This window comes from Burkholderia territorii, assembly GCF_001718335.1.
GTDB lineage: Bacteria > Pseudomonadota > Gammaproteobacteria > Burkholderiales > Burkholderiaceae > Burkholderia > Burkholderia territorii.
The window spans coordinates 169,231-181,791 of sequence record NZ_CP013365.1 but is presented as its reverse complement, the minus strand read 5'-3'; the positions used below and the strand labels follow the sequence as shown (position 1 = coordinate 181,791).

Annotated in this window: 10 protein-coding genes; 5 read left to right on the top strand and 5 right to left on the bottom strand. The window is 67.2% G+C overall.

Annotation, left to right across the window (positions count from 1 at the left end; genetic code table 11):
• Positions 1-27 precede the first annotated feature (27 nt).
• The 4 genes from WS51_RS00875 to WS51_RS00860 all read left to right on the top strand — a co-directional run bounded on the left by WS51_RS00875 (position 28) and on the right by WS51_RS00860 (position 4,954).
• The gene (locus tag WS51_RS00875) at positions 28-1,356 is read left to right on the top strand and encodes an MFS transporter (RefSeq protein ID WP_059508152.1); all 1,329 of its coding nucleotides are present in this window, start codon (positions 28-30) and stop codon (positions 1,354-1,356) included.
• The gene (locus WS51_RS00870) at positions 1,353-2,570 is read left to right on the top strand and encodes a mandelate racemase/muconate lactonizing enzyme family protein (RefSeq protein WP_059770923.1); all 1,218 of its coding nucleotides are present in this window, start codon (positions 1,353-1,355) and stop codon (positions 2,568-2,570) included. Before WS51_RS00875 ends, WS51_RS00870 begins: the two co-directional genes overlap by 4 nt.
• Before the next feature lie 16 nt (positions 2,571-2,586).
• Complete coding sequence (locus WS51_RS00865) at positions 2,587-4,257, top strand: GMC family oxidoreductase (protein ID WP_069228436.1); 1,671 nt, start codon at positions 2,587-2,589, stop codon at positions 4,255-4,257.
• Between the two features lie 109 nt (positions 4,258-4,366).
• The gene (locus WS51_RS00860) at positions 4,367-4,954 is read left to right on the top strand and encodes a class I SAM-dependent methyltransferase (RefSeq protein WP_069228435.1); all 588 of its coding nucleotides are present in this window, start codon (positions 4,367-4,369) and stop codon (positions 4,952-4,954) included.
• Between the two features lie 84 nt (positions 4,955-5,038).
• On the opposite strand, the gene WS51_RS00855 is transcribed toward WS51_RS00860, so the two are convergent.
• The 3 genes from WS51_RS00855 to WS51_RS00845 form a co-directional block, all read right to left on the bottom strand.
• On the bottom strand, positions 5,039-5,860 hold the full coding sequence (locus WS51_RS00855) for a quaternary amine ABC transporter ATP-binding protein (RefSeq protein WP_059508092.1): 822 nt from the start codon (positions 5,858-5,860) through the stop codon (positions 5,039-5,041).
• Between the two features lie 14 nt (positions 5,861-5,874).
• Entirely contained in the window at positions 5,875-6,840 is a 966-nt protein-coding gene (locus WS51_RS00850) for an ABC transporter permease (RefSeq protein ID WP_059447587.1), read from the bottom strand.
• A gap of 70 nt (positions 6,841-6,910) precedes the next feature.
• Positions 6,911-7,948, bottom strand: a complete 1,038-nt coding sequence (locus WS51_RS00845; RefSeq protein WP_069228434.1) for an ABC transporter substrate-binding protein — start codon at positions 7,946-7,948, stop codon at positions 6,911-6,913.
• A gap of 566 nt (positions 7,949-8,514) precedes the next feature.
• Between WS51_RS00845 and WS51_RS00840 the strand changes: the two genes are divergently transcribed.
• Positions 8,515-9,666 carry a porin gene (locus WS51_RS00840; RefSeq protein ID WP_059770914.1) on the top strand — a complete coding sequence of 384 codons (1,152 nt, stop codon included), beginning with the start codon at positions 8,515-8,517 and terminating at the stop codon, positions 9,664-9,666.
• Between the two features lie 200 nt (positions 9,667-9,866).
• Here WS51_RS00840 and WS51_RS00835 read toward each other — a convergent pair whose 3' ends face one another.
• Both WS51_RS00835 and poxB read right to left on the bottom strand, forming a co-directional pair.
• Entirely contained in the window at positions 9,867-10,457 is a 591-nt protein-coding gene (locus tag WS51_RS00835; protein WP_059508088.1) for a class I SAM-dependent methyltransferase, read from the bottom strand.
• 306 nt (positions 10,458-10,763) lie between these two features.
• The gene (gene poxB, locus WS51_RS00830; RefSeq protein ID WP_059546601.1) at positions 10,764-12,485 is read right to left on the bottom strand and encodes a ubiquinone-dependent pyruvate dehydrogenase; all 1,722 of its coding nucleotides are present in this window, start codon (positions 12,483-12,485) and stop codon (positions 10,764-10,766) included.
• Positions 12,486-12,561: the final 76 nt, after the last annotated feature.

Genomic DNA, 12,561 nt, shown 5'->3' with positions numbered 1-12,561 from the left:
CCGGCACGCCTGATGGAGGAAGACATCATGACGACCCAACCGTCGACGCCCGTCGCGTCGCTCGCGTCGCCCGGCGCGGCGCACGAGTCGCGCGCGCAACGCTATCTGCAACTGCTGCTGCTCGTGATTGCCGCCGGCGCGATCTATCCGATGCTGTACCTGCGGCAGGTGTACCAGCCGACGATGCTGCAGTTCTTCCGTATCGACGACGTGCAGCTCGGCTATCTGTACTCGTCGCTCGGCACGATCTTCCTCGTGAGCTACCTGCCGAGCGGCTGGCTCGCGGACCGCCTGTCGCCGCGCTGGCTGATCTGCTTTTCGCTGCTTGCGACCGGCGCGCTCGGCCTGGTCTACGCGACCGGGCCGTCGTTCAACGCGCTCGTGCTGATCTTCGGCGGCTGGGGGCTGACGACCGGTCTCACGTTCTGGGCGGCCGTGATCAAGCGCGTGAACATGATCGCCGGCCCCGACGAACAGGGCCGCTTCTTCGGACTGCTCGACGGCGGGCGCGGGCTCGTCGAGGCGCTGCTCGCAACCGTCGCGATCACGCTCTTCGCGTACGTGACGCAGGCACGCGGCGGCACCGATGCGGCCGGCTTCACGCTCGTCGTGCATCTGTACGCATTCTTCTGCATCGCGCTGGGCGTGCTGCTCGCGCTGGTGAAGGATCCCGCGCATGCGGACGACGGCCGCACGGCAGCGCAACGCCGTCGCGACGGCGGCCGCCGAGGCAACGTGTTGACCGACCTCAAGACGCTGGCGGCGATCCCCGAGCTGTGGCTCGTCGCCGCCATCGTGTTCTGCGGCTACCAGGTGTTCTGGGCAACCTACAGCTTCTCGGCCTATCTGCACGAAGGCAATTTCGGGTTGAGTGCGACGGCGGCCGGCTTCATCACGACGCTCAAGCTGTGGATGCGCCCCGTCGGCGGCATCGGCGGCGGGTTTCTCGGCGACCGCGTATCGAAAGTGTCCGTGCTGTTCTGGGCGCTGCTGCTCGCGGCGCTGTCGCTCGTCGGGCTGATCGCCGCGCCGCCGCATAGCCCGCAAGCGATGCTCGTCGTGCTCGTGCTGTTCATCGGCATCCTCACCTATGCGATCCGCGGCCTCTACTGGTCGCTGCTCGACGACTGCCGCGTGCCCACGCGCTGCGCCGGTCTCGCGATCGGCCTGATCTCGGTGCTCGGCTATTCGCCCGACGTGTTCGTGCCGCTGATCAACGGCTACGTGACGCAGACGTGGCCCGGCGCGCACGGCTACCAGCTCTATTTCGGCTATATCGCGGCCATCGCGCTGTGCGGCGCCGGCGCCGCCGCGTTCCTCAAACATCGCCTCGACCGCATCAAGGAGTCCACATGAAGATCGTTTCGCTCGACACGCATATCGTCGCCGTACCGCCGCCGCACGTTGGCGGGATGTACTGGATCTTCGTCACGCTGAAGACCGACTGCGGAATCGAAGGCGTCGGCGAGATCTATTCGGCGACGTTTCATCCGAAGGCGATGGGCCCGATCATCGACGACGTGTTCGACCGCTACCTGCTGAACCACGATCCGCACCACGTCGAGCGGCTGTTCCGCCAGGCCTATTCGAGCGGCTTCACGCAGCGACCGGACCTGACGATGATGGGTGTCGTCAGCGGGCTCGAGATGGCGTGCTGGGACATTATCGGCAAGGCCGCCGGCAAGCCGGTGTACGAACTGCTCGGCGGCCGGATCCACGAACGGCTGCGCTCGTACACGTACCTGTATCCGAAGAATGCGAACGGCGAATACGACTACGACGATCCCGATCTCGCCGCCGAGTGCGCGGCCGACAACGTGAAGCTCGGCTTCACGGCGGTCAAGTTCGATCCGGCCGGCCCGTACACGGCCTATTCGGGCCACCAGCTGTCGCTCGAAGTGCTCGATCGCTGCGAGCTGTTCTGCCGCCGCGTGCGCGAAGCGGTCGGCAGCAAGGCCGACCTGCTGTTCGGCACGCACGGGCAGATGGTGCCGTCGTCGGCGATCCGGCTCGCGAAGCGGCTCGAGAAGTACGACCCGCTGTGGTTCGAGGAGCCCGTGCCGCCGGGACAGGAAGAAGCGATCGCGTCGGTCGCGAAGCACACGTCGATTCCGATCGCGACCGGCGAGCGCCTGACGACCAAGTACGAATTCCACAAGCTGCTGCAGGCGGGCGGCGCATCGATCCTGCAGCTGAACGTGGCGCGCGTGGGCGGCCTGCTCGAAGCGAAGAAGATCGCGACGCTCGGCGAAGTGCACTACGCGCAGATCGCGCCGCACCTGTACAACGGGCCGGTGGGTGCCGCCGCGAGCATTCAGCTCGCGACCTGCACGCCGAACTTCCTGATCCAGGAAAGCATCATGACCTGGGGCGGTTTCCATGCGGAGGTCGTGAAAACGCCGATCCGCTGGGAGGACGGCTACATCATCCCGTCGAACGAACCGGGCCTCGGCATCGAGCTCGACATGGACGTCGTGCGGCGCCACAGCCCCTACACCGGCGAACGGCTTCACCTGCAGATGGGCGAACACCCCGTCGACGTGAAGGATCTCGCGCCCGCGAAGGGCTGACCGCGAAGGACGAAGCATGATCTACGACTACATCATCGTCGGCGCGGGTTCGGCCGGCTGCATTCTCGCGAACCGCCTGAGCGAATCGGGCCGCTACTCGGTGCTGCTGCTCGAAGCGGGCGAACGCGACGCGTCGTTCTGGTTCAAGGTGCCGGTCGGCTTCACGAAGACGTACTACAGCCGCCGCTACAACTGGATGTACTACAGCGAGCCCGAGGCGCAGCTCGCCGGTCGCAAGCTGTACTGCCCGCGCGGCAAGGTCGTCGGCGGGTCGGGTTCGATCAACGCGATGGTCTACGTGCGCGGCCAGCGCAGCGACTACGACGACTGGGCGAACGCCGGCAATCCCGGCTGGGCGTACGACGACGTGCTGCCGTATTTCCGCAAGCTCGAGACGCACGCGGCCGGCGCGACCGATCCGCAGCATCACGGCTCGACCGGGCCGATCCACGTCACGTCGATGAAGGCCGACGTGCATCCGATCGTCCACGAGTTCCTGAAGGGCTGCGCGCAGCTTAACCTGCCGCGCACCGACGACTTCAACGGCGCGCAGTTCGAGGGCGCGGGCATCTACGACCTGAACACGAAGAACGGCGAACGCTGCTCCAGCAGCTTCGCATACCTGCGTCCCGCGCTGAGCCGCTCGAACCTCACGCTGCGCTCGGGCGTGCTCGTGCGGCGCGTGACGTTCGACGGCACACGCGCGACGGGCGTCGTCGTTGCGGGCGAACACGGCGACGAAACGCTCGCCGCCACGCGCGAGGTGATCCTTGCCGCCGGCGCGGTCGATACGCCGAAGCTGCTGCAACTGTCGGGCGTCGGCGATCCGGCACTGCTCGCGCGCCAGCGCGTGCCGCTCGTGCATGCGCTGCCGGCCGTCGGCCGCAACCTGCAGGATCACCTGTGCGTGAGCTTCTACTTCAAGGCGAACCGGCCGACGCTGAACGACGAGATGGGCACGCTCATCGGCAAGATGAACATCGGCTTGCGCTACCTGCTGGCCAGGCGCGGCCCGCTCGCGATGAGCGTCAATCAGGCGGGTGGCTTCTTCCGCGGCGCGGCCGATGCGCGGGAGCCGAACATCCAGCTGTATTTCAACCCGTTGTCGTACCGGATCCCGAAGAGCGATCGCGCAAGTATCAAGCCGGAGCCTTATTCCGGATTCCTGATCGCGTTCAATCCGTGCCGGCCGACGAGCCGTGGCACGATCGAGATCGCGTCGAATCGCGCGGAAGATGCCGCGAAGATCCACATCAACGCGCTCACCACGCAGAAGGATCTCGACGAAGCCGTTCAGGGCAGCAAGGTGATCCGGGCGTTGATGCGCGCACCGGCGCTGAGGTCGATGACCGTCGAGGAAATCTCGCCGGGGCCGCAGGTCGATTCGGACGAGGCGATGCTCCAGTATTTTCGAGAACAGTCGGGCTCGATCTATCACCTGTGCGGCTCATGCGCGATGGGCCCGGACGCGGCGACGTCGGTGGTCGATGCAGCGCTGCGCGTGCACGGGCTGCAGGCGCTGCGGATCGTCGATGCGTCGGTGTTCCCGAACATCACGTCGGGCAACATCAACGCGCCGACGATGATGGTCGCGGAGAAAGGCTCGGATCTGATTCTGACGGATGCGGCGTTGCACGGCGAAGCGGCCGACGCGCGGATGCACGAAAGGGAAGCGATCGCGCCCTGACGCAACGGTCACGCTGCGTGGCCACGCGGCCAGCAGCCTTGCACGTGTTGCCCGAACGTCCCGGCGGCGGCACGCCGCTTGCTCGCCGACGAACCGGAGGGCAAACACCATGACGACTCATCTCGGGCAAGCCGGCTTGCCACGCGGCGTGATCGGCCGGATCGTCGGCCGCATCATGCGCCGGCACAATCGGTCGGACAACACGTGGACGCTGTCGCTGCTGGCCATCGACGACGGCGACCATGCACTCGAAGTCGGGTTCGGCCCCGGCGACGCGATCCGGCTCGCCGTGGGCGCAACAACGTCGGCGAGCCTCGCCGGCGTCGATCACTCTCTGACGATGCTCGCCGCCGCGAAACACCTGAACCGCGCGGCCATCGAACAGGGCCGCGTGCGGCTGGCGCTCGGTTCCGTCGATGCGCTCCCGTTCGACGACGAAGCGTTCGACAAGGCGTTCTCGATCAACTGCATCTACTTCTGGCCCGCGCCAACGCGCGGCCTGCGCGAATTGCACCGCGTCGTCAGACGCGGCGGGATCGTTGCGATCACCGTTCGCGACCTCGAACGGGCGCCCTACGACGCATTCCGGCCCGAGAAGCTGGCGCGTCTGATGACCGATGCCGGTTTCGGCTCGGTCGCCGTGCATCGCAACGGCGTGCCGTCGCATCCGCTCGCTTGCGTGCTCGGCACGAAGTAGGCATCGCGCCGGCACGGGATCCCAACAAAAAACGGCGCACCGCTCGTCGCGATACGCCGTTCTGCATGCACGTTCGACTCCGGCTCAGCTCACACTCGTGCGCTTCTCGACGAACCGCCGCACATAATCGTCCGCCGGCCGCGACAGGATGTCGTCGGGTGTACCGACCTGCACGAGCGTGCCGTCGCGCAGGATCGCGATCCGGTCGCCGATGCGTAATGCCTCGTCGAGATCGTGCGTGATGAAGACGATCGTCTTCGACAGCGTCGCCTGCAGCTCGAGCAGTTGATCCTGCATCTCGGTGCGGATCAGCGGATCGAGCGCGGAAAATGCCTCGTCCATCAGCAGCACGTCGGTATCGGCCGCCAGCGCGCGCGCGAGGCCGACCCGCTGCCGCATCCCGCCCGACAGCTCATCCGGGTAATGCTCGGCGTATCCGTCGAGCCCGACCTTCGCGAGCCAGTTGCGCGCGGCTTGCGCCGCGTCGTGCCGGCTCTCGCCGCGCGTGCGCAGCGCATACGCGGCATTGTCTAGCACGGTCTGGTGCGGCAGCAGTCCGAAGTTCTGGAACACCATGCTGACCTTGTAGCGGCGCAGCTCGCGCAGCCCGTGCGGATCGAGCTTGATCACGTCGTTGCCGTCGATCACGATCTCGCCGGCCGTCGGCTCGATCAGCCGGTTGAAATGCCGCACGAGCGTCGATTTCCCCGAGCCCGACAGCCCCATGATCACGAAGATCTCGCCCGATGCGATGTCGAGGCTCACGTCGTTGAGTCCGACGTTGCAGCCCGTTTCCGACAGCACGTCGGCCTTGCGCCGGCCCGCGCGCAACAGGTCGAGCACGCGCGGATGCGCCGCCTCCGGCCCGAACAGTTTGTACACGTGTTTGACTTCGATGGTCGCCATGTGTGCCTCCGTGGCTATGCGCGCGACGATTGCGCCGGCTGGTTCGAATCGGCGGCCGACGGTGCCGCCTTGCGCGGCAGCCGGTAAGGCACGCGCGACGCGCCTTTCTGGCGACGCTGCTGCGCAAGCCGCCGGCGCGCGCGCCGTTCCTGGCCGAAGCCCTGGCTGATGCGGTCGATCACGATCGCGAGGATCACGATCGCGATGCCGGCCTGCGTGCCCTTGCCGACGTCGAGCGTCTGGATGCCCGCGAGTACGTCCTCGCCGAGGCCGCGCGAGCCGATCATCGATGCGATCACGACCATCGACAGCGCCATCATCGTGGTCTGGTTGATGCCGGCCATGATGCTCGGCCGCGCAAGCGGCAACTGCACGTTCACGAGCAGCTGCCAGCGTGTCGTGCCGAACGCGCGCGCGGCCTCGGTCACGTCCGGGTCAACCTGGCGGATGCCGAGATCGGTGAGCCGGATCAGCGGCGGCAATGCATAGATGATCGTCGCCAGGATGGCCGGCACCTTGCCGAGCCCGAACAGCATGAGCACCGGAATCAGGTAAACGAAGCTCGGAAGTGTCTGCATCACGTCGAGCACGGGCAGCAGCAGCCGGCGCAGCCACGGGCTGCGCGACGCGAGAATGCCGATCGGCACGCCGATCGCAACCGACAGCACCGTCGCGACGAGCATCAGCGCGAGCGTCTGCATCAGCTTGTCCCACAGGCCGAAGCAGCCGATCGCGTAGAGCAGCAGCATGAAGAGCGCGCCGAGGCCGATGCGGCGCGTCGCGTTCCACGCGATCGCGCCGACCACGAGCAGCACGAGCCACGGCGGTGCCACGCGCAGCGCGCCTTCGAGCGGCACGAGCAGGTAGCGCAGCAGCAGCGCGCTGAAGTGATGGAAGCTGTCGCCGTATTGCGCGACGAACGTCTCGAGCGCGCCGTTGACCCAGTCGGCGATCGACAGGTGCAGGAAGAAGCCGTTCATGATGATTCTCCGTCGCGCCGCGAAGGCGCGTGACGGCGCCGGCGGGCGCGGACCCGCCGACGCGCGCTGGTTACGCGCCCTTCAGGCTGCCGGCGATCTTCTGCGCGACGTCGGCCGGCACCCACTGCTTCCACATGTCCGGGCGCGCCTTCAGGAACTGCGTGGCCATCGCCGCGCCGTCGATCTTCTTCGTGGTCATCTCGAGGATCGTCTGGTTCAGGAAATCCATCGGGAAGCGCACCTTGCCGAACACGCCGACGAGATCGGGATTCGCGTCGGCGAACGGCTTCGACACGCCGACGGTCAGCCGCGACACCATGTACGACGACGCGCACTGGTGCGTGCTGCTCTCGTCGCGCAGCGTCTTCCAGCATGCTTCGTTATAGGCCGGCATCTTCAGCGCCGCGAACTTGTATTTCGCCATCAGCGCGGCGGGGCCCCAGTAATAGAACACGATCGGCGCACCGCGCTGGTATGCGGACGCAATCGCCGCGTCGAGCGCCGCGCCCGTGCCCGGATGGAAATTCGTGTACGACTGGTCAAGCTTCAGCACCTTCAGCAGACGCGTGTTCACGCGCTCGCAATCCCAACCCGTCGGGCAGTTCAGGAAGCGGCCCTTGTCCGGCTCCTCCTCGTCGGCAAACATCTGCTTGAACTTCGGCAGATCGTCGACCGACGCGAGCCCGGGCGCGACCGGCTTGATGTTGCGCGCCGGGTCGCCCTTCACCACATACTCGGGCACGAACCAGCCTTCCGTCGTGCCGCCCGGCAGCGTGTCGCCGATCAGCTTCACGGCGCCCGATGCGACGGCCTTCGCGGTGATCTCGCTGCGGCCCGTCCACTGCTCGGCCCAGATCTGCAGATCGTTGCGCGCGAGCGCCGTTTCCGTCGCGGCCGTGCTGCCCGGCACGACGTCGGTCTTGCAGCCGTAGCCCTTCTCCATGATCTGCCGCAGCACCTCGGTCGCGAACGATCCGCTTTCCCACGTGATGCCCGCGAAATGGACCGTCTTGCCGTCGGCGCACGCGCCGCCGGCCGCGTGGGCCGCGGGCGCGGACAGGATCGTCGCGGCGGCAAGCAGCGCCGTGCTCAGTCGTCGAATCTGCATGGTGGGTCGTCTCCAAATCGAATCTGTTGTTTGTGCGTCGCGGCATGCGCGGCGACCGGCGAATCGCGTATCCGTCCACGTCCGGTCAGCCTGCATGGTCGAGCCGCCGATATGTTTAGGGAAACGAGTAATTCCGATCATTGCAATCGGCCGCGCCAATCGATCGCCGGCTGCCGCGTCAGGGCCGCCGGACGGGCCTCCCGGCCGGTTCTCCGAGGCCGCTGCCCCGCCCGCCCGGACACCTCGCGCCTGCCGCGCCCGGCCGTTGCCCGACCGGCGTCGGCGCGCGGCGGCAACGCCTCGTTCCGGCAAGACGAAGCCGGTCGTCGCCCCATCGGCGAACCCGATTCCATCCATCGAAATTACTCGCTTCCGGTTCCGTTTCGGCTTCGGAACAATGCGCGGAGTCATCGGAGGAGACCGGACCGGACGCCGCCCGCCTGCACGCCGCCGCGCTCGCGCGGACCGCCGTCGCGCGCGCCGCGCCGCTTCGCCCAGGATGACGGGACGCGCCTCACCGGACGCGCTCACGACAACCGATACAAGCTGGATACCCGGAGATCTCAATGAACAGGAAACTGACCGCGCTCGCCGTCACCGCAGCCTTCGCGTCGCCCGCCTTCGCGCAAAGCAGCGTCACGCTCTACGGCGTGATCGACGAAGGCCTCAACTACACGAACAACGTCGGCACCGGCCACGTCTACGAGATGGCAAGCGGCTATGCGCAAGGCAGCCGCTGGGGCCTGAAGGGCAACGAGGATCTCGGCGGCGGCCTGAAGGCGATCTTCCAGCTCGAGAACGGCTTCGACGTCAACAGCGGCCGGCTCAACCAGGGCGGCCGCATGTTCGGCCGCCAGGCGTATGTCGGCCTGAGCCAGGCGCAGTACGGCACGCTGACCTTCGGTCGCCAGTACGACTCCGTCGTCGACTATCTCGCGCCGACCACCGCCAACGGCAACTGGGGCGGCTATCTGCTCGCGCACCCGTTCGACAACGACAACACCGACAACTCGTTCCGCCTCGACAACACGGTGAAGTACGCGAGCCCGAACTTCGGCGGCTTCCAGTTCGGCGGCGCATACAGCTTCAGCAACAGCACGGGCTTCTCGGACAATCGCGCATACAGCTTCGGCGCGCAATACCAGAACAACGGGCTGCTGATCGGCGCCGCGTATCTGCAGGCGAACCACCCCGGCGACGGCTCGGCCGGTGCGATCACCGCGAACGACGCCAGCTACATCGCCGAGCGCATGCGCGTGTTCGGCGCGGGTATCAACTACACGTTCGGGCCGGCGACGGTCGGCTTCGCGTACACGAACTCGAACTACAAGAACCCGACCGGCAACGGCTACCTCGGCACGCCGGGGGCGATCATCGCGCCGGGTGCGACGGTCAGCGCGATCAAGTACCAGAATTTCGAAGTGAACGGCGCGTACCAGATCACGCCGGCGTTCATGGTCGGTGCGCAGTACGTGCTGTCGCTCGAGAAATACGATGCGTCGACCGGCGACGCGAAGCCGAAGATTCACTCGGTCGGGCTGATGGCCGATTACAACCTGTCGAAGCGGACCGACGTGTACGTGCAGGCCGCGTACCAGCACATCGCCGGCGACAAGACCGGATCGATTCTCGACCAGGCGTTCATCCCCGGCACCGACGCGCCGTCCTCCACGTCGAACCAGGTGGCCGTGCGGCTCGCGCTGCGCCACAAGTTCTGACGCGGTTCCGCCGTCTTCACGCGACACCCGCGCGGATCTGCCGTGGTGTCTTTGCCCGCCCGCAGGCTCGAGCCTGCCGGCGGGTTTTTTGTTTCGCGCCGCGACGATGCGGCGCAACATGATTCATCGCCGGTCGTGCGCGTGTAGCGACCATCCGCATCCGCAGGGCCGATGAAAGAAAGCGCGGCACGATGCGGGCATCACGCCACCTGTCCGATGGCGGCCCGGCGCATCGTGACGATGCGTGCAGGCGGAATATTTGCCCACACGATCCGGCTGGCATCGGCAACAAATGCCGGATCGCGCAACGGGTGACGCGCGGGCGCTCGCAAATCGTAGGTGAACTGGATCATCACGCCGTCGACCGACAGCACGCGCTCGCACTGCCCGACGATCGCCGTCACGTCCTCGCGCGGCAGCGTGCGCAGCGGCAGGCAGGACACGATCGCATCGATCGCCGCGTCGGGCGGCAGCAGCCGTTCGAGCTGTCGCGCGTCGCCCGACACGATCGCGATACCGGGAAAGCGGCGCCGCAGGTGCTGCACGAACGCCGGCGACCGCTCGACCACGACGAGGCGCCCGGGCGCCACGCCGCGTTCGAGCAACGCGGCGGTGATCGCGCCGGTGCCGCCGCCGAGTTCGACGACGAGCCCGTCGCCGTCCGGCACCGCGCCGGCCATCTCGCGCGCCAGATGCCGCGAACTCGGGCACAACGCGCCCACGGCGGCCGGGCGGCCGACCCACTCGCGCACGAACAGTGCCGAGACACGCAATGCATTCGGCCAGGTCATCGGCCCACCTTGCGCGGTTGCACCTTCAACTTCGGCCTGCCAATGATCGCCTGTAACAGGGCTACGACGACACGAGACTCTTTCACGTGCATCCTCCTGAACAATCGGTCGGCCGCGCTCGCGCGGCGGTCAATCGATTCTAGGAAATGCAAACTTAAGGCGACGTGAAGATTGTCCCTGATTGCGCGGCCGATCCGGACCGTGCATCCGCCCGCCGCACCGCGGCTGTTCGTCGAAGCCGCGCGCGAACGGACGGCTGCCCGGGCGATGCGCGGGACCACTGACGGTTCGCGCGGCCCGGACGCGTCACCGCAGGTTGGTACGCGCCAGCTCGACGATCTCGTCGCCGCGCCCGCTCAGGATCGCGCGCAGCATGAACAGGCTGAAGCCCTTCGCATGCGCGATCTCGATCTTCGGCGGCATCGCCAGCTCGTACTTCGACGTGACGACGTCGACGAGCGCCGGTCCGTCGTGCGCGAACGCAGTGCGCAGCGCGTGCTCGACATTCTCCGAATGCTCGACGCGCACGCTGAAGATCCCCGCGCCCTTCGCGATCGCCGCGAAGTCGGTCGGGCTCAGATCGACGTTCGTGTCGAGGTAGCCGGCCGCCTTCAGTTCCATCGACACGAAGCCGAGCAGGCTGTTGTTGTAGACGACGATCTTGATCGGCAGGTTGAGCTGGCGCGCGCTCAGCAGATCGCCGAGCAGCATCGACAGCCCGCCGTCGCCCGACAGTGACACGACCTGCCGCCCCGGATGCGCACCCTGCGCGCCGAGCGCCTGCGGCATCGCATTCGCCATCGACCCGTGGTTGAACGAGCCGTGCAGCTGGCGCTTGCCGTTCATCGTCAGGTAGCGCGCGGCCCACAGCGTCGGCGTGCCGACATCGGCCGTGAAGATCGCATCGTCGGCCGCGACTTCGTCGACGATCTTCGTCAGATATTGCGGATGAATCGCACGCCCCGGCGGCTCGGCCACCGCGAGATCGTCGAGACCCTTGCGCGCGGCCGCATAGTGCTTCAGCGCGTTCTCGAGGAAGCGCCGCTGGGTCTTGCGCGTAAGGCGCGGCAACAGCGCCGCGATCGTCTCCTTCACGGTGCCGACGAGCCCGAGCGCGAGCGGCGCGCGATGGCCGAGCTGCGAGCCCTTCCAGTCGATCTGCACGATCTTCGCATGCGCCGGATAGAACGGCCGGTACGGGAAGTCCGTGCCAAGCATCAGCAGCGTGTCGCACGATTCCATCGCGTGATAGCCCGAACTGAAGCCGATCAAACCCGTCATCCCGACGTCGAACGGGTTGTCCCATTCGACGAACTGCTTGCCGCGTAGCGCATGCACGACCGGCGCACCGAGCGTGTCGGCCAGCGCGACCACCTCGTCGTGCGCGCCCTGCGTGCCGCTGCCGCACAGCAGCGTGACCGCGTCGGAGCCGTTGAGCAGCGCCGCGAGCCGGTCGAGATCGGCGTCGGCCGGCAGGATCGACGGCGGCGCCGATTCGCTCCACGCGGGTGCTTCCTCCGGGCCGTCGCCGAGCGCGATGTCGCCCGGCAGCACGATCACCGCGACGCCGCGTTCCTCGATCGCGGTGCGCATCGCGCGCGCAAGCACGCGCGGAAACTGCGATGCGTTCGTCACGAGTTCCGCGAAGTGACTGCACTCGCGAAACAGTTCCTGCGGGTGGGTTTCCTGGAAGTAGCCGAGGCCGATCTCGGTCGATGGAATGTGCGCGGCGATCGCGAGCACCGGCTGGTGATTGCGGTGACAGTCGTAAAGGCCGTTGATCAGGTGCAGGTTGCCGGGGCCGCAGCTGCCCGCGCAGACCGCGAGCCGCCCGGTCGATGCGGCATCCGCGCCGGCGGCGAACGCCGCGCTCTCCTCGTGCCGCGTATGCATCCAGCGGATCGAGCCGATCTGGCTCAGGCTGAACGACAGCCCGTTCAGGCTGTCGCCCGTCACGCCCCAGATGCGCTCGATCCCCGCTGCCGCCAGCGTCTTCGCCAGGTATTCCGCCATCGTCTGTCTAGCCATCATGCCCTCGCTCGTTGATCGGTCGTCACACGATTGATCCGGCCACGGCAGCCGCCGTTGCCGCTGACGGAACGAG

What these genes read in the sequence shown, in the direction of transcription:
- WS51_RS00855 (WP_059508092.1), bottom strand. Translation starts at nt 5,860, where the DNA reads ATGGCGACCATCGAAGTCAAACACGTGTACAAACTGTTCGGGCCGGAG.
- WS51_RS00835 (WP_059508088.1), bottom strand. Translation starts at nt 10,457, where the DNA reads ATGACCTGGCCGAATGCATTGCGTGTCTCGGCACTGTTCGTGCGCGAG.
- WS51_RS00875 (WP_059508152.1), top strand. Translation starts at nt 28, where the DNA reads ATGACGACCCAACCGTCGACGCCCGTCGCGTCGCTCGCGTCGCCCGGC.
- WS51_RS00850 (WP_059447587.1), bottom strand. Translation starts at nt 6,840, where the DNA reads ATGAACGGCTTCTTCCTGCACCTGTCGATCGCCGACTGGGTCAACGGC.
- WS51_RS00870 (WP_059770923.1), top strand. Translation starts at nt 1,353, where the DNA reads ATGAAGATCGTTTCGCTCGACACGCATATCGTCGCCGTACCGCCGCCG.
- WS51_RS00845 (WP_069228434.1), bottom strand. Translation starts at nt 7,948, where the DNA reads ATGCAGATTCGACGACTGAGCACGGCGCTGCTTGCCGCCGCGACGATC.
- poxB (WP_059546601.1), bottom strand. Translation starts at nt 12,485, where the DNA reads ATGGCTAGACAGACGATGGCGGAATACCTGGCGAAGACGCTGGCGGCA.
- WS51_RS00840 (WP_059770914.1), top strand. Translation starts at nt 8,515, where the DNA reads ATGAACAGGAAACTGACCGCGCTCGCCGTCACCGCAGCCTTCGCGTCG.
- WS51_RS00865 (WP_069228436.1), top strand. Translation starts at nt 2,587, where the DNA reads ATGATCTACGACTACATCATCGTCGGCGCGGGTTCGGCCGGCTGCATT.
- WS51_RS00860 (WP_069228435.1), top strand. Translation starts at nt 4,367, where the DNA reads ATGACGACTCATCTCGGGCAAGCCGGCTTGCCACGCGGCGTGATCGGC.